Source organism: Rhodobacteraceae bacterium D3-12, assembly GCA_025916135.1.
In the GTDB taxonomy this organism is placed as follows: Bacteria; Pseudomonadota; Alphaproteobacteria; order Rhodobacterales; family Rhodobacteraceae; genus JAKGBX01.
Window position 1 is genome coordinate 3,804,832 of record CP104793.1, and the last position, 19,392, is coordinate 3,824,223.

General features: G+C 62.3%; 20 protein-coding genes and 1 pseudogene. 7 read left to right on the forward strand and 14 right to left on the reverse strand.

Features of this window, described 5'->3' with window-relative positions; genetic code table 11:
• Positions 1-43: 43 nt before the first annotated feature.
• Positions 44-1,216 (forward strand): TIGR03862 family flavoprotein, encoded by a 1,173-nt coding sequence (locus N4R57_18770; protein ID UYV36987.1) that lies wholly within the window; start codon positions 44-46, stop codon positions 1,214-1,216.
• Between the two features lie 84 nt (positions 1,217-1,300).
• Here the strand turns inward: N4R57_18770 and N4R57_18775 are convergent, their stop codons facing one another.
• The gene (locus tag N4R57_18775; GenBank protein UYV36988.1) at positions 1,301-2,053 is read right to left on the reverse strand and encodes a DUF1013 domain-containing protein; all 753 of its coding nucleotides are present in this window, start codon (positions 2,051-2,053) and stop codon (positions 1,301-1,303) included.
• A gap of 143 nt (positions 2,054-2,196) precedes the next feature.
• On the opposite strand from N4R57_18775, the gene N4R57_18780 reads away from it, so the two are divergent.
• The gene (locus tag N4R57_18780; GenBank protein UYV36989.1) at positions 2,197-2,844 is read left to right on the forward strand and encodes a ribonuclease T2; all 648 of its coding nucleotides are present in this window, start codon (positions 2,197-2,199) and stop codon (positions 2,842-2,844) included.
• A gap of 70 nt (positions 2,845-2,914) precedes the next feature.
• On the opposite strand, the gene N4R57_18785 is transcribed toward N4R57_18780, so the two are convergent.
• The 5 genes from N4R57_18785 to N4R57_18805 all read right to left on the reverse strand — a co-directional run bounded on the left by N4R57_18785 (position 2,915) and on the right by N4R57_18805 (position 6,970).
• Entirely contained in the window at positions 2,915-3,241 is a 327-nt protein-coding gene (locus N4R57_18785) for an H-NS histone family protein (GenBank protein UYV39620.1), read from the reverse strand.
• 320 nt (positions 3,242-3,561) lie between these two features.
• Entirely contained in the window at positions 3,562-4,536 is a 975-nt protein-coding gene (locus N4R57_18790; GenBank protein UYV36990.1) for a quinone oxidoreductase, read from the reverse strand.
• A 34-nt stretch (positions 4,537-4,570) separates the two neighbouring features.
• Positions 4,571-5,245, reverse strand: coding sequence for a class I SAM-dependent methyltransferase (locus N4R57_18795; protein UYV36991.1), 675 nt, complete (start codon positions 5,243-5,245; stop codon positions 4,571-4,573).
• Positions 5,242-6,228, reverse strand: coding sequence for an NAD(P)H-quinone oxidoreductase (locus N4R57_18800; GenBank protein UYV36992.1), 987 nt, complete (start codon positions 6,226-6,228; stop codon positions 5,242-5,244). Before N4R57_18800 ends, N4R57_18795 begins: the two co-directional genes overlap by 4 nt.
• Positions 6,229-6,271: 43 nt before the next feature.
• Entirely contained in the window at positions 6,272-6,970 is a 699-nt protein-coding gene (locus tag N4R57_18805; GenBank protein ID UYV36993.1) for a COQ9 family protein, read from the reverse strand.
• Between the two features lie 105 nt (positions 6,971-7,075).
• On the opposite strand from N4R57_18805, the gene rpsU reads away from it, so the two are divergent.
• Together rpsU and yghU are read left to right on the forward strand one after the other, a co-directional pair.
• Complete coding sequence (gene rpsU, locus N4R57_18810; GenBank protein ID UYV36994.1) at positions 7,076-7,282, forward strand: 30S ribosomal protein S21; 207 nt, start codon at positions 7,076-7,078, stop codon at positions 7,280-7,282.
• 288 nt (positions 7,283-7,570) lie between these two features.
• Complete coding sequence (gene yghU, locus N4R57_18815) at positions 7,571-8,440, forward strand: glutathione-dependent disulfide-bond oxidoreductase (protein ID UYV36995.1); 870 nt, start codon at positions 7,571-7,573, stop codon at positions 8,438-8,440.
• Positions 8,441-8,520: 80 nt separating this feature from the next.
• Here the strand turns inward: yghU and sigJ are convergent, their stop codons facing one another.
• The 5 genes from sigJ to N4R57_18840 form a co-directional block, all read right to left on the reverse strand.
• Complete coding sequence (gene sigJ / locus N4R57_18820; GenBank protein UYV36996.1) at positions 8,521-9,399, reverse strand: RNA polymerase sigma factor SigJ; 879 nt, start codon at positions 9,397-9,399, stop codon at positions 8,521-8,523.
• Positions 9,400-9,945: a hypothetical protein gene (locus N4R57_18825; GenBank protein UYV36997.1), complete on the reverse strand. Its 546-nt coding sequence runs from the start codon at positions 9,943-9,945 to the stop codon at positions 9,400-9,402. It lies immediately after the preceding gene.
• Positions 9,942-10,331 (reverse strand): hypothetical protein, encoded by a 390-nt coding sequence (locus tag N4R57_18830; protein ID UYV36998.1) that lies wholly within the window; start codon positions 10,329-10,331, stop codon positions 9,942-9,944. Before N4R57_18830 ends, N4R57_18825 begins: the two co-directional genes overlap by 4 nt.
• A 104-nt stretch (positions 10,332-10,435) precedes the next feature.
• The gene (locus N4R57_18835) at positions 10,436-11,446 is read right to left on the reverse strand and encodes a Hint domain-containing protein (protein ID UYV36999.1); all 1,011 of its coding nucleotides are present in this window, start codon (positions 11,444-11,446) and stop codon (positions 10,436-10,438) included.
• A 109-nt stretch (positions 11,447-11,555) separates the two neighbouring features.
• Complete coding sequence (locus tag N4R57_18840) at positions 11,556-12,014, reverse strand: Lrp/AsnC family transcriptional regulator (GenBank protein UYV37000.1); 459 nt, start codon at positions 12,012-12,014, stop codon at positions 11,556-11,558.
• Between the two features lie 146 nt (positions 12,015-12,160).
• On the opposite strand from N4R57_18840, the gene ald reads away from it, so the two are divergent.
• From ald to N4R57_18855, 3 genes and pseudogenes are all read left to right on the forward strand, one after another.
• A complete protein-coding gene (ald, locus tag N4R57_18845) occupies positions 12,161-13,276 on the forward strand; it encodes an alanine dehydrogenase (protein ID UYV37001.1) in 1,116 nt (371 codons plus the stop codon).
• Between the two features lie 159 nt (positions 13,277-13,435).
• On the forward strand, positions 13,436-13,861 hold the full coding sequence (locus tag N4R57_18850; GenBank protein UYV37002.1) for a DUF2946 family protein: 426 nt from the start codon (positions 13,436-13,438) through the stop codon (positions 13,859-13,861).
• A 175-nt stretch (positions 13,862-14,036) separates the two neighbouring features.
• A pseudogene (locus N4R57_18855) lies at positions 14,037-15,283 on the forward strand (PepSY domain-containing protein).
• An 89-nt stretch (positions 15,284-15,372) separates the two neighbouring features.
• On the opposite strand, the gene N4R57_18860 reads toward N4R57_18855, so the two are convergent.
• The 3 genes from N4R57_18860 to N4R57_18870 form a co-directional block, all read right to left on the reverse strand.
• Positions 15,373-16,131, reverse strand: a complete 759-nt coding sequence (locus N4R57_18860) for a DUF1624 domain-containing protein (GenBank protein ID UYV37003.1) — start codon at positions 16,129-16,131, stop codon at positions 15,373-15,375.
• A gap of 33 nt (positions 16,132-16,164) precedes the next feature.
• Positions 16,165-17,157 (reverse strand): YHYH protein, encoded by a 993-nt coding sequence (locus N4R57_18865; GenBank protein UYV37004.1) that lies wholly within the window; start codon positions 17,155-17,157, stop codon positions 16,165-16,167.
• Between the two features lie 154 nt (positions 17,158-17,311).
• Entirely contained in the window at positions 17,312-19,267 is a 1,956-nt protein-coding gene (locus tag N4R57_18870; GenBank protein ID UYV37005.1) for an acetoacetate--CoA ligase, read from the reverse strand.
• Positions 19,268-19,392: the final 125 nt, after the last annotated feature.

The window sequence follows — 19,392 nt, forward strand, 5'->3', positions numbered from 1 at the left end:
CCGACTTCCCCCAAGGAGGGCATTGTTTTGCAAAGGCCTGCCAATGACTGACGCGCTTATCATCGGGGCGGGGCCTGCGGGGCTGATGGCGGCCGAGCAATTGGCCGCGGCGGGCCATAAGGTCACCGTGGCCGAGGCCAAGCCATCGCCCGCGCGCAAGCTGTTGATGGCGGGGAAATCCGGCCTGAACCTGACCAAAGCCGAGCCGTTCGAGAGCTTTGTTGCCGCCTATGGTGACGCCGCGCCCGCCCTGCGGCCGATGCTGGAAGCGTTTGGACCAGAGGCGGTCAAATCATGGGCCGAAGCCCTTGGGCAACCGCTGTTCACCGGCTCCTCCGGGCGGGTGTTTCCAACGGCGATGAAGGCCTCGCCCCTCGTGCGGGCATGGTTGCGCCGGTTACAGGATCAGGGCGCCAGCCTCAGCACGCGCTGGCGCTGGACCGGAGGCTGTGATTTCGACACGCCAGAGGGGCCGCGCACCCTGACGCCGCGCGTGACCGTGTTGGCCTGTGGCGGGGCAAGCTGGGCGCGGCTCGGCTCGGACGGGGCATGGGCGGCTCAGCTGCCCAAGGATCAGCTTAGCCCGTTCCAACCCGCCAATATGGGTTTTGACATGGCGTGGTCGGAGCATATGCGCAAACATTTCGGCACGCCGGTCAAAACCGTGGTGTTGCAGGCTGGCGATACCCGCGTGAAGGGCGAATTTGTGGTCTCTCATCGCGGGCTTGAAGGCAGCGCGATTTACGCGGTCTCCACAGCCTTGCGCGATGGCGCGCCGCTGGTGCTCGACCTCTTGCCCGACCTGAGCGAAGATGACATCCGCGCGCGTCTTGGCCGTCGCCGCAAGAAAGAGAGCCTTGGCAATGCCCTGCGCAAATACCTCAACCTGCCGCCGGTCAAACAGGCGCTGTTGATGGAGTTTGCCCGCCCCCTGCCCGCCGATCCGGCACCGGTGCTCAAGGCGTTGACGATCCCGCATCGCGGCCCGCGCCCGATGGACGAGGCGATCTCGACCGCCGGGGGCTTGCGGTTTGACGCGCTCGACGCGGGGCTGATGCTGCGCGATCAGCCGGGGGTGTTTGCTGCGGGTGAAATGCTCGACTGGGAGGCACCGACGGGTGGCTATCTGTTGACCGCCTGCCTTGCCACCGGGCATTGGGCCGGTCGCCACGCGGCGGCCTATCTGGACGCAGCACAAAACACTCCCGCCATGTAACGCAAAAAGCCCCGGCACAATGGCCGGGGCTTTGCTTATGAGGCGTCGGGTCAGCGGTTTTGGCCGACCTCAAGACAGACGTGCTCAGGGCTGCTCTTCGCCATCGCCCGAGGGCAGGTCAAAGAAGCTTTCGGCATCGAGGAAATCGCCGTCGCTCTTCTTGTCGTCGTCATCATCGTCATCAGCCAGCGAGAAGGTTTCGAGCCCTTCGATGGCGGTCGGGATCTTGGGCTCTGCCTCCATGCCGAGGCTCTGCTCGGTCGAAACCAGCTTGCGACGCTCGTCATCGCTCATCACTTCGCCTTCGGCAGCCTTCTTGGCAGCGGCTTTTTGCACCACGGCGTCCAGCTCGGATTGTTTACACAGGCCAAGGGCAACCGGGTCGATCGGCTGGATGTTGGCGATGTTCCAATGCGTGCGCTCGCGAATCGCCTTGATCGTCGGTTTGGTCGTGCCCACCAGCTTGGAAATCTGCCCGTCCGACAGCTCCGGGTGGAATTTGACCAGCCAATAGATCGACGCCGGGCGGTCCTGACGCTTGGACAGCGGGGTATAGCGCGGGCCGCGGCGTTTTTCTTCGCCCACGGCGGCGGCGTTGAACTTGAGCTTCAGCTTGTGCATCGGATTGGCCTCGGCCTCGTCGATGTCCTCCTGCACCAGCTGGTTATTGGCAATCGGGTCAAACCCTTTGACGCCAGCAGCCACGTCGCCATCGGCGATGCCCTGCACTTCCAGCTCGTGCAAGCCGCAGAAATCGGCGATCTGCTTGAAGCTGATCGTTGTGTTATCCACCAGCCAGACGGCGGTGGCCTTGGCCATGAGCGGTTTCTCGGACATCTCGTCACTCCTATCCAGTCGCTTGGGCCCGACATACAGCTTTCCCGTGCCCTTGAAGGGGCGGTCCTGCGGTCAGGACGGGTTTCCGTTGTCGGGGAACTTGAGCGCTATATAGTGCGCATAAACGCGAAAGGGAAGAGTGAATGCGGTATGTGATGGCGGCGCTTGTGGCGGGTTTGATGACAGGTCTGGCAGGGCCAATGCGCGCCGATGGGGAACCCACGGGCAAGTTTGACTACTATGTGATGGCGCTTAGCTGGTCACCGAATTGGTGCGCGATCGAGGGTGACAGGAAGAAATCACCGCAATGCGATACCCGCCATGATTTCGGCTGGACGCTGCATGGGCTCTGGCCGCAATACCACCGCGGCTGGCCCGCGTTCTGCCCCACGGTCGAGCGCCAGCCGAGCCGTTCACTAACCAATACGATGGCCGATATTATGGGCACGTCCGGGCTGGCCTGGTATCAATGGAAAAAGCACGGCGTTTGTTCCGGGCTTTCGGCACCTGCCTATTACGATCTGTCACGCGCGGCCTATGACAAAATCAAACGGCCTGATGTTTTCCGCAAATTGCAAAAGCCGGTCAAACTGCCTGCGAAGATTGTGGAAGAGGCGTTTCTAAAAGCTAACCCCGGTCTTGAGCCTGACATGATTACCATCACCTGCCGCGCCGGGCGGATTCAGGAAGCGCGGGTTTGCCTGTCAAAAGAATTGCGCCCGGTGCCCTGTGGTCAGGACGTGGTGCGCGATTGTAAAATGAAAGACGCGCTTTTCGATCCGGTGCGATAGCCAAACGCAAAACGGGCGCGGCGTCATCCCCATGTCGCCACGCCCGCTTGTCATTTTGCAAAACCGTCGATCAGATCAACAGATCGTCGATGCTTTTGCCGCTTTCCAGCGCGTCATTCACCCACACGGGGCGGCGTCCGCGTCCGGTCCAGGTTTGGGATTTATCCGCCGGGTTGGCATATTTCGGCGCCACTTTGCCGCGCGTTTTCTTGGCCGGTTTGGGCGCATCTTCGACGCCGGTCAGCTCGGACAGCGAAAAGCCCATTTTCCGCGCTTCCGCTTTCAACGCTGACAGCGCCTTTTTCTTTTCACGCTCTTCAAATTTGGCAACCGCTTTGGTGACCTTCTTTTCAAGCGACTGCAATTCCGTGAGTGTCATAGCGTTGAGTTGCGCCATGGTGATTTTTTCAGCTTTAGCCAAAGAGTTTCTCCATCAATAAAGGATGGCGTCCCTTACGAAAAAAAGGTGATTCTTTTCAATTAAATTGTTCGGGAGAATGCCAAATTGCCAAAAAAACATGGATTCCGCTCCCCTTGCGCGAAAACTCGCCCAAGGAAGTGCACGTTTTAGGGGCAATTTGGCAAAAATAGGCGCTAATGCGCGTCAGCTTCTTTTTTTGGACTTTTTCACAAAAGAAAAACTTTTTTCATTTTCCGTCCGGTCAAAAATACAAATTCCGAAAAAGAGCGCCCGAGATCTAGGCCGAATGCGTCGCCCTATAATTCCAGAATGGTCGAGCCGGTGGTTTGCCGCCCTTCCAGAGCCTCATGCGCGGATTTCACATCGCTCAGCGCGAACCGCTGGCCGATGCGGATTTTCACCGCGCCGCTTTGCACTTTGGCAAACAGCCGGTTGCTCATCTCGACACAGACATCATGATCAGCGATATGCGCAAACAACGTCGGCCGGGTGATTTTAAGCGAGCCTTTCTGCGCCAGAACCCCAAGGCTGAACGGTGGCACCGGGCCGGAGGCGTTGCCAAAGGAAATCATCATGCCCAGCGGTTTCAGGCAATCAAGCGAGCCTTCAAAGGTGCTCGCCCCGATCGAATCCATCACCACATCGACGCCCTTGCCATCGGTCAGTTCGCGCACGCGGGCGGTGAAATCCGCTGTGTTGTAATTGATGCAATGCGCCGCGCCATGCTCCAGCGCGAGGGCGCATTTTTCGTCCGTTCCGGCGGTTCCGATCAAGGTGATCCCCTCGTCGCGCGCCCATTGGCAGGCGATCAGGCCGACACCCCCGGCGGCGGCGTGCATCAACACCGTATCGCCCCGCTTGATCGGCGTGGTGCGGTGGAACAGGTAATCCACCGTCAGCCCCTGAAGCATCATCGCGGCGGCGGTGTCGAAATCAATAGCATCGGGCAGCTTCATCACCGCCCCCGCAGGCATCACCCGCGCTTGCGCATAAGCCCCCGGCGGGACGCTGGCATAGGCCGCGCGGTCACCCGGTTTGAGGTGGCTGACGCCTTCGCCCACGGCTTCGATAAGCCCCGCCCCTTCCATGCCCAGCGCCAGAGGCAAGTCGTTGGGATAAAGGCCGGTGCGCTGATAAACGTCGATAAAATTCAGCCCGACCGCCTTGTGCGCGATGCGAATTTCGCCCGGCCCCGGTTCGCCCACCGGGCGATCAACCATTTTCATGACCTCTGGTCCGCCGAACTCTTCGATGATTACCGTTTTTGCCATTGCTCTTGCCTCCTCAAAAATTCCTGTTCCGCGCCTAGAGCGGCGCGCGTGTCATCTGGATCGCTACTGCCTGATCCGAAAAGCCGATAAAGCGATAGCTGTCCTCGGGCAGCTCCTCTTGCAGGGCCTTGTATTCATGGTTGCGCCAGCCGGGATAGCCGTAAAGCTCATCAAACAAGATCACCGACCCCGCCACCAACCGCGCGCGAATTTCGCGCAACACAAAGGCGGTGGGCGTATAGGTGTCCATGTCAAAATGCGCCAAGGCAAAGGGCGCGTCCCCCTGCTCAGAGAGCCAGCCCGGCACCGTGTCCTGCACCCAGCCCTTGACCAGCCGCACGTTGGCGCGCACCTCGGGCAGCACCCCGTCGAGCGTATAGCGCCCGGCCTCGCCACCCTTGGAATGGCCGGTCCAGTCTTCCTCCAGCCCTTCGAAGCTGTCAAAGCCGGTGATCGTGCCACCGGCCTCGTCCAGCATCTTGGCAAAGAGGTTCACGCCGTGCCCGCGCCAGACCCCGAACTCGGCATAAAGCGCGCGCGCACCATGCGCCGCCAGCGCCTGTTTCAGGCAATATTTCCTGAGACCGGGCTTGCGCGGGAACAGCATCGCCCCTGCCATCTGCTCGCGAAAGGTTTCGAAACTTTCGCGGACGGCGTGGTCCTGAAGCAGGGTCAGGGGCGTGTCGCGTGGCGGGGTATCGTCGCTCAAGACGCGACCTTGAGCACGATTTTTCCCACATGGCCGCTGCTTTCGATCCGCGCATGCGCGGCCACCGCATCACCCAGCGCGAATTCGCTGTCCATCACCGGGGCGACCGTTCCGGCATCCAGCAAGGGCCAGACCTTCTCGCGCAGTTCCTCGGCGATCCGTGCTTTGGCCAGATCGCTTTGCGGGCGCAATGTGCTGCCGGTGATGGTCAACCGCCGCGCCATGACTTGGGCAAAGTTCAGCTCGGCCACCGGCCCGGACAGGAACGCGATCTGCACCAGCCGCCCGTCATTGGCCAAGGTCTTGACGTTGCGCGCGATGTAATCGCCGCCGACCATATCAAGGATCAGGTTGGCACCGCCTTCGGCTTTGAGCACCTCGACGAAATCCTCGGTCTTGTAGTTGATTGCCCGCTCGGCCCCCAGATCGGCACAGACCTTGCATTTGTCGTCCGACCCGGCCGTGGCAAACACCCGCGCGCCGAAGTGGCGGGCCAATTGGATCGCCGTCGTGCCGATACCGGACGAGCCGCCATGCACCAAAAACCGCTCACCTGCTTGCAAGCCGCCGCGCATGAACACATTGGTCCAGACGGTGAAATAGGTCTCGGGCAGGCAGGCCGCCTCTTTCATGCCCATGCCCTTGGGCACCGGCAGGCAATGCGCCGCCGGGGTGGCGACATATTCGGCATATCCGCCGCCGGGCAGCAGGGCGCAGACCTTGTCACCCACGGACCAATCGCTCACCCCTGCGCCGACCTCGACAATCTCGCCCGAGGCTTCGAGGCCGGGCAAATCGCTGGCCGTGGGGGGCGGGGCATAGGCGCCGGCACGTTGCAGCGCATCGGGGCGGTTCACCCCGGCGTAAGCCACCTTGATCACCACATCACCGTGACCCGCTTGCGGGACGGGGCGCTCACACAGGGCCAGCACCTCTGGCCCGCCAGATTTGGTGATTTCCACGGCTTTCATCGTCTTGGTCATTCTTCTCTCCTCTGAAGTATTGCGGTTGGCGCGACGCTCCGGGTTATTTTCCGGGCGAATGTCCGGGCCAATTTCCCGGCATGTCTTCGCGCGGTTTGGGCGCACGGATGCGGCCCAGAATATCAAGCGGCCCTTTCAGGACCCGCGACAGGGTTTCGTTATTGCGGATGTTGGCCTTGAGCGTTTCAAACCGCATCACGTCCTCGATCCTGCGATCAAGAAACGCCCATGTTGCGGCGTGCCCCTCGCTGTCATCGCCAAGCCAGTACAGCACGGTCGAGGAATAGACCCCCGAAAGCGTCGCGCGTTTGGTGTACCAGTTGATGTCGTCGCTGCTGTCGCCGAGGCTCTCCCAGATCAGCCCGCAGGTGTCCCAGATCAGCCGCGCACCATCGGGGGCGTATTGCGGCAATGCGAACAGGGCCATGCCGCGCCGCACCAGCTCGCGATCTTCGACCGCTTCCAGCCGATAGCGCACCGCCGCTGTGATCCGGTCGCGAAAGCGCATCTCGCCCAGCTCTGCCTGCTCAAGCCGCGCAACCATCCGCGCGTCGCCGCGTTTGTGGTAGGCCACGGCAAGGTCAACCGCCCCGCGCGGAAACAGCCCCCGCGCCAGCCCCGGCGCGATCCCGGTCTCGGCAATGGCCGCCTCGAATGTGGTCGCGCTCCAGCCGTCGAACGGCACGTGGTTCAGCGCGGCATCAAGCAGCTTTTCGCGAGTATCCGAGCGGGGTTCTGGCATGGCAACGACTCCTTTGCGCCTACCCTAGACAAACTCAAACCGAGTTGCTATACGGCGGCTTCCTGCAATTCTGCAACTTCAACCTAGAAAGGTGGTGACAACCACATGCAGGTAAGTGTTCGCGACAACAACGTCGATCAGGCGCTCCGCGCCCTGAAGAAAAAACTCCAGCGCGAAGGCGTGTTTCGGGAAATGAAGCTCAAGCAACATTTCGAGAAACCCTCCGAGAAAAAAGCGCGCGAGAAAGCCGAAGCAATCCGCCGTGCCCGCAAGCTGGCCCGGAAGAAAGCCCAACGCGAAGGTATGCTCTAAGCAACCTCTTCAGCGATCACAATTTTGACGACCCCCGCGGCCCAGCCCCGGGGGTTTGTCGTTTTTGGGGGTAGGAGTTGAGGCGATCTTTGTTTCGCAAAGGGCGGCCCTCGACCGCGGGTGGGGGTGAAGCCCCCGCCCATGGGGGCGGTCGGGGGCCGCCCGGCGTGCCGCCGGGCGAAAGAGGCAATCGCAAACCGCCCCCTTCACAGTTTCTTGCACCCCCTTTCCTCTCCGGCCCGCGCGTGGCTTACTCGCGCCAAATCACGCAACAAAGGAAACCGCGATATGACTGATAGCTACACCCCGCCCAAGGTCTGGAAACATGATGCCGAATCGGGCGGCCGTTTTGCCAGCATCAACCGCCCCGTCTCGGGTGCGACGCATGAAAAGGTGCTGCCGGTCGGCAAACACCCGCACCAGCTTTATTCGCTGGCCACGCCCAATGGCGTGAAGGTCACAGTGCTGTTCGAAGAGCTTTTGGCGCTGGATATCGAAGAGGCGGAATACGACGCTTGGCTGGTCAAGATCATGGACGGCGATCAGTTCGGCTCTGGCTTTGTCGGGGTGAACCCGAATTCGAAAATCCCCGCGCTGATGGACCGGTCCAACGACACGCGGGTGTTTGAATCCGGTGCGATCCTGCTTTACCTCGCCGAGAAGTTCGACAGGTTCCTTGGCGATGACCGCCCCGAGATGCTGTCGTGGCTGTTCTGGCAAATGGGCAGCGCGCCCTATCTTGGCGGCGGCTTCGGTCATTTCTACGCCTATGCGCCGGAAAAATGGCAATACCCGATCGACCGCTTCACCATGGAAGTCAAACGCCAGCTTGATGTGCTAGACAAGCGGCTCGCCGACCATCAATTCCTTGCCGGCAAAGACTATACCATCGCCGATATGGCCAACTGGGCATGGTATGGGCAGCTGGCGCTCGGGCGGCTCTACGAGGCGGGTGAATTCCTTGACGTCGAAAGCTATTCCCACGTGCAACGCTGGGCCAAAGAGCTGGACGCACGCAAACCCGTCAGCCGGGGCCGCATGGTCAACCGCTCTTTTGGTGAGCCGTCTTTCCAACTGCGCGAACGCCATGACGCGGGCGATTTTGAAACCCGCACATGGGACAAGATCGGCGACGACGCCGAAACCGGCGAAAGCTGAGACACTCTGCGCGATTGCTTGTCCGGTTGGCGGGCTGGCAATCGCGCCCAACCACTTCTGCCCAGCCACTTCTGCCCAGCCTATGCTGCCCTGATCAGCTTGTCAGGATTGCGCATCAAATAGACCCATGCGATGCGCCCGTCGCCATCCGCCGCCATCGTGACCAACGTATCCAAGCGCCCCGCGATATAGCGCGCCAAAGCGGGTGCGCCATTGGCCCGCACCCGGCGCAGCGTGACGTCGGGTATCGCCTTGTCCTTGGCCATGATCGCGGCAAAGACCTGACAGATTTCCTCGGGGCCGCGCAGCACGCGCCGCGCCGCGCGCGCCTTGGCGCCGCCATCGCTTATCGCGACGGCATCGGGGGCCATCATCCGGCGGGCGGTTTCAAAATCCCCCGCCCCTGCGGCCATAAAGAACCGCGCAATCAGCGCCTGCGCTTCGCCCTCTGGCACGTCAAAGCGTGGCCCCGATTGCTGCACGCGTTTGTGGGCGCGGCTGACGATCTGGCGGCAGGCGGCTTCGGTCTTGCCCAGCGTTTCGGCGATCTCTGCATAGCTGGCGTCAAACGCCTCGCGCAGGATGAACGCCGCCCGCTCGCTGTCCTCCAGCCGCTCCATCGCCCACAACAGCGCCAGCTCGCATTCCTGCGCCAACGCATAATCCGCTTCGGCACCCGCGTCTTCGCCTTCGCCCTCGATCAGAGGTTCGGGCAGCCACGGGCCGACATAGGTCTCGCGCCGGGCGCGTGCCGATTTAAGCTGATTGATGGCGATCCGCGTCGCCACCCGGCGCAGCCATGCGGGCGGGCTTTCAATCGTCGCAATATCCGCGCCGTCAAAGCGTAGCCATGCCTCCTGCACCGCATCCTCGGCGGCGGCACGCTCGCCCAGCATGCGATAGCAGAGCGCCATCAAAACCGGGCGCTCTGTCTCGAATATCGCGGGTTTTTCGCCCATTCACCCGGCCTTTCGCGTCACGGCCACCTCGGCCCCGTCAAAGCGCAGCTTGGCACAAAGCTGCCCATGCCCCAAGCCGCGTTTGAACACCGGGTAAAACCGCCCGGTTGCTGCCGCAAAGGACGCCGCAACGCGGGCATCCTCGCCATAACTCTCGGCGATCTTATCGCCCAGCGCAGCCGCCTCTGGCGTATCGGCAATCGCGGCCATGGCAAAGCGATAACCTAGGCCGACATCGCCCGCCTCCTCGGCGCGCCCCTCGGCGCAGGCGCGCAGGCTTGCGACCGGCACTCCGGCCTCGACCGCCATGTCCACGACCAGTTGCGCACATGGCCCGCAGTCCCCCTCGTGGGTTGATCCAAACAGCGCCCCGGCCCAGACCAGCCGCCCCGGTTTCGGCCCGCGATATTGCGCGACCAGCGGAAACATCGCCAGCCTGATCCCCGCACTGCGCGAGACATTGATCACGTGATGCGCATAGGCCGCGTCATAGGCATAGCGCCGCTCAAGCCCGCGCATCGCCCAATGCAAAATCGCCCGTATCATCGGCCCGCCTCCTGTTCGCCAAGGTGCAGCGCCGCGATCAGCGCGGCCCACGCCGGCAGCTGAATGCCAAACAGATTGGCCAACGCCACGAGGTCCACCGCTGCGCCGCGCATCGCCGCCCAGATCCAGATGTGAAACAGCGCATGCAGCACCGGCCACGCCGCGCCAAACACGCCCAGCGCCCGCACGCCCTGCGCCGCAGCAACCCAAAGCGCCGCGCCCGACACAAGATAGGCCAGCGCCACATCACGCAGGAAATGGCTGTTAAACGCGCCGGTCTGGGCCACACCGGGCACGGCCTCGTAAAACCACATCGGCCAGAGAAAGATGAAAACGGCCATGGCAAGGTTGAACAGCGCCACGGCGGTCAGAACAGGTTTGGTCATATCGTTCGCTCCTTTGACGATATGACAAGACAGCCCGCGGTTTTGTGACAGGGCGATGGGCAGACCCCATCGTGGTGGCAGTCTGGCTTGGCCTGTTTCAAAGCTCAGCCAGCGTTAAAGCACCACGGCCATAGACGCGCGCGCGGCCTCCTCTGCCGGGTCCGGCGGGCGCGCACCCAAAAGGGCCAGCGCCTCGCCATAGCGCAGCAATGGGCGCGCCGGCGGATAGGGTTTGGCCAAAAGCCAGTCAGGCAGGCTGGCATAGGTTTGCGCCATCTCTCCGGGCAAAAGGCTCTCGCAAGGGCGCCTTCGGCGAGCAAGACCTCATGCGCTGCAAGCGCAAAATGCACATAGCCGACGCGCGCACAGGAGCGGATGCAGATGTCGACGCCGTTCACCATCGCCTTGGCCGGGATCAACACCTCGGACGCGCCGAACATCAGCTCGGCCAAGGGCGAGCGGACCAGCACGCGATGCTGCTGTGACAGCTTGAGCGGTGCGTGATTGCCGATCGTTCCGGGCGCAAAGAGCACCGGCGCATTCGCCCCATGCCCGCGCACCACGCGCCGCCCGGCCCATTGCACCTGTTGCGGCCCGTTATCGAGCGTCAGCAGCCGGTCCCCGGCCCAGATATCCGCCGCCCGCACCCCGCCCATCGCCGTGGCGATCCGCGTGTCATCAGCAAAGCAAACGAACGCGTGGGAGTAGCTGGCGTTGGTGTCCACGACATAGAATTGCGGCTCGGCCTCGGCGTTGTAATTGTCCCAATACCATTGTTCGAGATCGAAATTCGGGCTCCAGACGATATGGGCCAATTCGCCATTTTGGTCGAGCCCTTCAAAGACGATCACCCCGCCGGTACCCGGCGCATCATCGCTGCGCACCACCTCCGCGTCCTCGATCGACATGGGTCCGCCATCGCCTTCCCATGTCAGGTCATAGGTATCGCCAGGCTCGAACAGCCGCGGATCGGTGTCGCCGTCATTGACGGTGACCACCAGATCCGTGACCGCGCCCGGCGGATTGTCGAAACGCGATTCTCCCGTCGCGACATTCACATTCGTTCCGGTCGCAGCCGCGAATTCCTCGTCAATCGCGTAAAAGACAAGTGGCATAGCAGCCCCCCAGTTTCGCGGGAGAGGCTATGCGCACGCAGTCTAAGGCTGCGTTAACCAACCAAGCGCATTGTGCTTAGGATTTTGTGCAAATCTTGCGCGATTTTGCCTAAACCGGCAGCGCCGTCGTTTTGAACACCGTGCGCAAGGCAAAGCTCGACTGCATCTGCGCCACACCGGGCAAGCGGGACAGGTGCTGGCGGTGGATGCGGGCGAAATCGTCGGTGTTCTCGGCCACGACCTTGAGAATATAATCCGCCGTGCCCGCCATCAGGTGGCATTCCAGCACATCGGGAATGCGGCTCACCGCCTTTTCAAAGGCGTCCAGAACCTCATCCGCTTGGGCCGACAGGGTGATCTCGACAAACACGGTCGTCGGCATGCCCAACTTGCGCGCATCCAGCAGGGCAACATAGTCGCGGATATAGCCTTCGCTCTCCAAACGCTGCACCCGCCGGTGACAGGCGCTTGCCGACAGGTTCACCGCCTCGCTGAGGTCCGAGTTGGTCATCCGCCCCTTGCGTTGCAGCACCTCCAGAATACGACGATCCAGACTATCCAACGCCATTTGCGCACATCCCTTCGATGATTTTTCGAATCTTACGAATATTCTTCGAGTTTACCCGTGATTCAGGGCAAAAACCACACCCCATTGTTTGCGACTTGCCACACGCTTTCCCGTATAATTTCACGCGAGGAGAGGATATCGCGACCATGAAAATCGGATGCCCCAAGGAAATCAAACCCCAGGAGTTTCGCGTCGGCATGACGCCGAATGCCGCGCTCGAAGCGGTGGCGCATGGCCATGAGGTTGTTATCGAAACCGGTGCCGGGCTAGGCGCAGGGTTTGACGATGCCGCCTATATCGCCGCCGGAGCCAGCATCCTTGGCACCGCAGCCGAGGTGTTCGCCAGCGCCGATATGATCGTCAAGGTCAAGGAGCCGCAGGCGGTCGAGCGCAAGATGCTGCGCGAGGGGCAGGTGCTGTTTACCTATCTCCACCTTGCGCCCGACCCCGCGCAAACCCGCGACCTGCTTGCGTCGGGCTGCACCGCGATTGCCTATGAAACCGTGACCGACGCGCGGGGCGGCCTGCCGTTGCTTGCGCCGATGTCCGAAGTTGCCGGGCGGCTGGCGCCGCAATGCGGTGCCTGGGCGTTGCAAAAGGCCAACGGCGGCAGCGGCGTGTTGATGGGCGGCGTGCCCGGCGTGCGCCCGGCCAATGTGGCGATCGTCGGCGGCGGCGTGGTTGGCACGGCGGCGGCGCGTGTGGCCGTTGGCATGGGCGCGAATGTCACCGTGCTTGACCGCTCGGTGGCGCGGCTGTCCTATCTTGATGACGTGTTCATGGGCCGCCTGACCACGCAATATTCTGACAAGGGCGCCATGGTCGACCTGCTGCCACAGATGGACATGATCGTCGGTGCGGTGCTGATCCCCGGTGCCGCAGCACCCAAGCTGGTCAGCCGCGAACAGCTGTCCTTGATGAAGCCCGGCTCGGTTCTGGTGGATGTCGCCATTGATCAGGGCGGCTGCTTTGAAACCTCACGCGCAACCACCCATGCCGAACCGATTTACGAGGTTGATGGCGTTGTGCATTACTGCGTTGCCAACATGCCCGGCGCGGTGGCCCGCACATCGACCATCGCGCTTGGCAATGCCACCATGCCGTTCATGCTGCGACTGGCTGACAAGGGCTGGAAACAGGCCTGCGCCGAAGATCCGCACCTGCTGAACGGCCTGAACGTCCACGCGGGCAAGCTGACCTACGACGCCGTGGGCGAGGCGCTCGGGATTGACGTGACCTCACCGCAGGCGCTGATCCAGTAAACCCCTCCTCCCCCCGTGCGCCTGACGCGCCGGGGCTTGCGCGGCCCTTCCCTCCCGAAGGGTCGCGCCTTTTTTCCCGCGCGACAGGTAAAAACGACTGGGACAGGCGCATTTCTCCGTGCTACCCATCGCGCCATGACGACCCTGAACACGACCAACATGGCAACCAAGACACGCCGCTGGCCCGCAATCGGGCTGCTGGCTGTGTTCAGCCTCGCGCTGATCTTGCGCCTGCTTGGTCCGATGGGGGCGCTGCCCGAAAAGGACGGCTATGTCGCCATCTGCACCGGCAGCGAGATTGTCTATATCCCGCTCAGCGAGCTTGACGGTGATCTTGACGGTAATCTTGACGGCGACAGCAGCGATGAACGCGAGGCCCATAGCGAGACTTGCGACTGGTTCTTCCAGTTCCATGCGCTTGCAACCGTGCCCGCCTCCAAGCCAGAGCCGCAAGCGCTACGCCCTGTGGTGGTACTGCGCCCGGCAGTCGAGCATGCGGTTCATGCCGCCGCCTTGCCACGCGGCTTTCACGCCCGCGCGCCGCCGCTTTCTGTCCACGCTCACACACTCTCAACCTTTATCTGAGCCCCGCGCGGAGGTCCGCGTGGCGGCCCTCTCTTAACGTGGACAACTCACTATGACTGACACAACTTTCGCGCCCGGAGCATCCTCTGGAGCGGCCCAAAGCAACGCGCTCTATCGCGCGGTCTGGCGCTGGCATTTCTATGCCGGGCTTTTGATCCTGCCGATTATGATCCTGATGGCGGTGACCGGCGGGATTTACCTGTTCAAGGATGAAATCAACGACGCGCTCTATCCCGAGATGCGCAAAGTCGCGGTGCAAACATCCGCCCCCCTCCCCCCAGCGCCATCGCCGCGGCCGCCCTGACCGCGCATCCCGGCACGCTCAAGGCCTATAACCCTCCCGCCGCGCCCGACCGCGCCGCCGAGGTCAAGATTCTCGGCGAAGACGGGCTTAAGGACACGCTGTACATCAACCCCTATACCGGCGCCGTTCAAGGCAGCTTCTGGGACAGCGGACCGGCTGGATCGCCGCCAATGTATGTGGTGCGCAAACTGCACAGCCTCAACCTTGTCGGCTGGTGGGGCAACCGCATCATCGAGATGGCAGCCGGCTGGATGATCCTGCTGGTCGGCACCGGGATTTACCTCTGGTGGCCGCGGGGTCGCAATGTCGGCGTGCTGAAACCACGGGCGCGGCGCGGGCGGCCTCTGTGGCGTGATCTGCATGCCGTGACCGGGCTTTATACCGCCGGGTTTATCCTGTTCCTCGCCTTTAGCGGACTGCCGTGGTCGGGGTTCTGGGGCAAGCATTTCTATGATCTGACCTATGCCGCTGGCCTTGGGATGCCCGATGGCTATTGGGGCAATTACCCCACCTCGGACAAACCCGTGGGCGAGGCGATCGACCGCACGCCTTGGATCATGGAGCATCAGCCGATGCCCGTGTCCGGCGCCGCCTCTGGTGTGCCAGCGGGGTTGAATCAGATCGTTGCAACGGTGGAAGCCGCCGGAATGCACCCCGGTTATGCGCTCAACATGCCGGGCGGAGAGACAGGTGTTTTCACCGCCTCTGTCTATCCCGATGACATCACACAGGAGCGGGTGATGCATCTCGATCAATACACCGGCAAGGTGCTGTTCGACATGGGACTGGCCGAGCTTGGCCCCTTCGGGCGCGCCGCTGAATGGGGGGTCAGCCTCCATATGGGACAGGCCTTTGGTCTGGCGAATCAACTGGTCTTGCTGCTGGCCTGTGTGGCGATGGTGTTGATGGCGGTCTCTGCCGCCGTGATGTGGTGGAAACGCCGCCCCGCCGGACGGCTGGGCGCGCCAACCGTGCCGTCAGATTTCCGTATCCCGCGCGGGGTGCTGGTGATTGCAGTGCTGGCGGGGGTTCTGTTCCCGCTGGTCGGGCTGTCGTTGCTGGTGATCGCCGCGTTGGAGCTTTGCCTCTATGCGCTGCGGCGGATGAAAGCGGCGTGATGTAGACGCCCATTTGGGGCGGCGTTCACACGTCGCCCCGATCTCTTCCCGCCCCGGGTTTGATCCGGGCTCATCCGGTCCAAGTCACGTCACACCAAGCCCAGCTTGATCGCGCACCACAACAGCCCGATCAATATCGGCTGATGCACGAGGTAGATCATCAGACTATGCCGCCCCGGCCACAGCAGCGCCTTGGGCACGCGCCCGCCGCCAAACGTCACCCGCAGCCATGTCCAAACGCCAAACCGCGCCGCCAGATGGGCAAACATCATGCCAAACAGGAACGGTGCGAACCACGGGAACACCGGCTCGAAATCGAGCGTCGGCGGCACCCACGGCGACAGGCCGGTCCACGCCCCCCAACGCCCGGTGAACACCTCCGAGCGATAGACCATCGGCAAGGCGACCACCCCCACCCCGACCAGCCCCGTCAGCCACAAGGGCCGGCGCAAAAACGCCAGCCCCAGCACCGAAGACAGCGCAATCGAGTGTAGAATACCGAAGAAGATGAACGCATGCGGCATGGCCACCCACGTCGCCACGCTCACCGCGCCTGCCGCCGCCACCAACAGGCCCAGCCGCCGGAAATACCCGGCCCAGCGCACCCCGGCTCCATGGGCCAGCACAAGGCTCACCCCGGCGAGGAAGATGAACCCGCCCGCCACGCACATGGCAAACACGGCCCAGCCGCCCGCAAGTGTTGTCCCCGCCGCAATCAGCCCGAAATCTTCCAAGTCGCGGGTAAAGTGAAACACCACCATCCCGACAATCGCGATGGTCCGCGCCAGATCGACCGCATCAATCCGCCCGCGCAACGCTGCGCTTGCCCCGTCGGCCTCAACAGTCATACGTGAAAGCGGGCCCGACCCCGCACAGCGCCATCATGGGCGCGGTGGCCGCTTGGACGCATCACAGACAGCGCCCTCTTCGCCCGTGACACAGCCCGCTTCGGCCTTGAGACAGGGCAGGATCGCGTTCGAACCGGGTGCACCGGCGTGGTAATGATAGCCTTCGCTCTCGCTCGTATGACCGTTGCATTTGTCCAGATCCGTGGGTTTGCTCCCGTCCTTCAACAGATGCGCAAAAATCGAATAGCCATCCATCGCGATCCCGATCATGGCCGCGTCGCCCTCTTGCGGTTTCAACCCGTCCAGACAGTCAGTCACCGCGTGATAGTGATAGCCGACATGCAGGTTCACATGCCCGCCGCAGTCATCAAACGGTGCAATCGTATGCGCCCCGATGATGTGATCCACCGGCGCGGGCCCGTCCAGCCGGATTCCGTTCAGCGCCACGCCGGACCCCGCCATCCGCGTATCATTACTGCGCCATGTGTCCTGCGGCTCAAGCGGGATCGAATAGGTCACCGTCGCATCCGAAGGCATATATTCGATCCGGCATTCCACACAGTAGTTGTTGTATTTCTCGTCCACATCGGGCCGCGCCGCCGCTTCACAGGACGCCTTGGTATCGGTCACGTTGATCTTGCCCGTCACCGGATCAAACAGCTGCCAGACGTCGTCGCCATAAAGCTCGGCCAGCCGTTTGACAAAGGCTCCGTCGACGTCATGCACTTCGCCATCCTTGAGCCAGATGCCGCCCTTGTCGGCCCCGTCGCTCACCGATGTCGGACACCACGGGCCGGGCTCATAGGTTTTCGGCTGCGCCTTGACCGTGATCTGGAAACATTTGGTCTTGGTCCCGCGCGACAATGTGCAATCCACTTCGGTCGGACCGGCCACCACATTGGCGCCGTCAAACAGATGGGCAATCTCATGGAGCTTGCCCTCCTGTTCATGCGCCATGGCAGGCATGGCAATAATCCAGGAAAGCGCTGCGATAGGGGCAAGCGTTGCAAAAGAGAGGCGGTTCATAACATATCCTTTTCCATTCGATGACTGGGCCAACTCCTTAACGCGTCCCTACATCATTTCTGTCGCGCGGGAGCAAATTTCTTCACCCCCTGCGCACCATTCCGCCTGTTGCCTCTCTCGTTATCGCCCCGCCGCCATCCTCTGGCGATTTGGCTCAACGCGCCCGTTCGGCGGCATAATCCACAAACACGTCAAAACTGTCCGGATTGGCCATCGAATCACGGTTCACCACCGTCTTTGGATCGCCCCCCAGCAACAGCTTCTTCACCGGCACTTCCAGCTTTTTACCCGACAGGGTGCGCGGCACCTCATCCACCTGCACAATCTCATCCGGTAGGAACCGCGCCGAAACCTGTGCACGAATGCCCGCGTTGATCCGCGCCTTGAGGTCATCGTCCAACACCAGCCCCTCGCGAAGCACGACAAACAGCGGCATGAAGCTCTCGCGCCCAAGGAACTCTAGGTCGATCACCAGCGAATCCAGCACCTCATCCAAGGCCTCGACCGCGCGGTAAATCTCGCTTGAGCCAAGCCGCAGACCGCGCCGGTTGATCGTCGCATCCGAGCGGCCATAGATGATCGAACCGCCCTCGGGCGTGAACTCGATCCAGTCGCCATGCCGCCAGACACCGGGATAGGTGTCGAAATAACTCTCGAACAGGCGCGAGCCATCGTCGTCACCCCAGAAATAGAGCGGCATCGAGGGCAGCGGCTCGGTGCAGACCAATTCGCCCACCGCGCCGATCAACTCCTTGCCCGCCTCGTCATAGGCACGCACGGCATTGCCCAGCGCACGGCACTGCATTTCACCGGCGCGCACCGGCATCATCGGGTTGCCCACAACAAAGGCTCCGGCCAAATCGGTGCCGCCGCTGATCGGCGCCAGCCACAGATCGCGCTTCACTTGCGCGTAGATCCAGTCATAACCCTCCTGGCTCAGCGGCGATCCGGTCGATCCCAACGCACGCAACGCCGAGAGGTCCAACTCGGCGCCCGGTCGCACACCGGCCTTCTCGCAGCCCATGTAAAACGCGGCCCCCGCCCCGAAATACGTCAGCTTCTCACGCGCCACAAAGCGCCAGACCTCAAGCATATCAGGGTGGTTCGGTGCGCCGTCAAACAACGCCACCATCGCCCCCCGCGCCAAGGCAGTCCATTGCGAATTCCACATGATCCACCCCGAGGAGGTCATCCAGGAATAGCGATCTTCAGGCCCCAGATCCTGATGCAGGCTTTGCTTGGCCCCTTCCAGCAACACGCCCCCGTGGCCATGCACAATCGGCTTGGGGTTGCCCGTGGTCCCCGATGAATAAACGATCCAGATCGGATCGGAAAAGCCGACATCAATCGCCTCCGCCGGCGCCTTGTCCTTGGTCACATCGGCCCAGTCTTCCCACCCCTTGGGCGCTGTGCCTTGGGTGACGACCATCACCTTATGCGCAAGGCTCGGCAAATCGTCGGTGATCTCCTGCAACAATGCGCGCCGGTCGATCTGCTTGCCGTTATGGGTATAGCCGTCCTGCGCAATAAGAACCTTCGGCTCGATCTGGCGGAACCGGTCTGAAATCGCCACATGCCCCATGTCCGGCGCACAAAGAGACCACACCGCACCCAGCCCCGCCGTCGCCAGAAACGCCACCACCGCCTCCATCGCATTGGGCAAAACGGCAACCACCCGGTCGCCTTTTTCCACGCCCATACGCTTCAACGCGGCCTGAACCGCGCCCACCTCACCGGCCAACTCGGCCCATGTCATCTCGCGTCGGCCAAAGGTTTCGGATTGCAACACGACGGCCAAAGCGTCGGGCTTGTCCTCGGCATGGCGCAACACCTGCCGCGCGAAATTCGTCTGCGCGCCGACAAACCACTCCGCCCCCGGCATCTTGCGCTCGGCCAACACCTCGCTCCAGCCGCTCACCGGCAGATCAAAGAACGCAATAATCGCGGTCCAGAACCCCTCAAGATCACTCACCGACCATTCCCAAAGCGCGTGGTAGTCTGCAAAAACCAACCCCCGCTCGCTCTCCACCCATCGAATGAATTGCGCCATCCAGCTGGCCTCGGCCTGCTCTTGGCTTGGCTGCCACAGAATCTCACGGTTTTCGGTCATGTCGTCCTCCCTCTTGCGCGCCATCGTTTCCCGCCACGCGGCGCGGCGCAAGCGCGAACACAAAATGACGTTGCGCATTTTCGCCAACGGACCGGCACAGAAACGATGTTGACCACAGAAAGAAT

Excerpts from the sequence above, each read along its gene's own strand:
- N4R57_18770 (UYV36987.1), top strand. The coding sequence starts at position 44 with ATGACTGACGCGCTTATCATCGGGGCGGGGCCTGCGGGGCTGATGGCG.
- N4R57_18775 (UYV36988.1), bottom strand. The coding sequence starts at position 2,053 with ATGTCCGAGAAACCGCTCATGGCCAAGGCCACCGCCGTCTGGCTGGTG.
- N4R57_18780 (UYV36989.1), top strand. The coding sequence starts at position 2,197 with ATGCGGTATGTGATGGCGGCGCTTGTGGCGGGTTTGATGACAGGTCTG.
- N4R57_18785 (UYV39620.1), bottom strand. The coding sequence starts at position 3,241 with ATGGCGCAACTCAACGCTATGACACTCACGGAATTGCAGTCGCTTGAA.
- N4R57_18790 (UYV36990.1), bottom strand. The coding sequence starts at position 4,536 with ATGGCAAAAACGGTAATCATCGAAGAGTTCGGCGGACCAGAGGTCATG.
- N4R57_18800 (UYV36992.1), bottom strand. The coding sequence starts at position 6,228 with ATGACCAAGACGATGAAAGCCGTGGAAATCACCAAATCTGGCGGGCCA.
- N4R57_18805 (UYV36993.1), bottom strand. The coding sequence starts at position 6,970 with ATGCCAGAACCCCGCTCGGATACTCGCGAAAAGCTGCTTGATGCCGCG.
- rpsU (UYV36994.1), top strand. The coding sequence starts at position 7,076 with ATGCAGGTAAGTGTTCGCGACAACAACGTCGATCAGGCGCTCCGCGCC.
- yghU (UYV36995.1), top strand. The coding sequence starts at position 7,571 with ATGACTGATAGCTACACCCCGCCCAAGGTCTGGAAACATGATGCCGAA.
- sigJ (UYV36996.1), bottom strand. The coding sequence starts at position 9,399 with ATGGGCGAAAAACCCGCGATATTCGAGACAGAGCGCCCGGTTTTGATG.
- N4R57_18825 (UYV36997.1), bottom strand. The coding sequence starts at position 9,945 with ATGATACGGGCGATTTTGCATTGGGCGATGCGCGGGCTTGAGCGGCGC.
- N4R57_18830 (UYV36998.1), bottom strand. The coding sequence starts at position 10,331 with ATGACCAAACCTGTTCTGACCGCCGTGGCGCTGTTCAACCTTGCCATG.
- N4R57_18835 (UYV36999.1), bottom strand. The coding sequence starts at position 11,446 with ATGCCACTTGTCTTTTACGCGATTGACGAGGAATTCGCGGCTGCGACC.
- N4R57_18840 (UYV37000.1), bottom strand. The coding sequence starts at position 12,014 with ATGGCGTTGGATAGTCTGGATCGTCGTATTCTGGAGGTGCTGCAACGC.
- ald (UYV37001.1), top strand. The coding sequence starts at position 12,161 with ATGAAAATCGGATGCCCCAAGGAAATCAAACCCCAGGAGTTTCGCGTC.
- N4R57_18850 (UYV37002.1), top strand. The coding sequence starts at position 13,436 with ATGGCAACCAAGACACGCCGCTGGCCCGCAATCGGGCTGCTGGCTGTG.
- N4R57_18860 (UYV37003.1), bottom strand. The coding sequence starts at position 16,131 with ATGACTGTTGAGGCCGACGGGGCAAGCGCAGCGTTGCGCGGGCGGATT.
- N4R57_18865 (UYV37004.1), bottom strand. The coding sequence starts at position 17,157 with ATGAACCGCCTCTCTTTTGCAACGCTTGCCCCTATCGCAGCGCTTTCC.
- N4R57_18870 (UYV37005.1), bottom strand. The coding sequence starts at position 19,267 with ATGACCGAAAACCGTGAGATTCTGTGGCAGCCAAGCCAAGAGCAGGCC.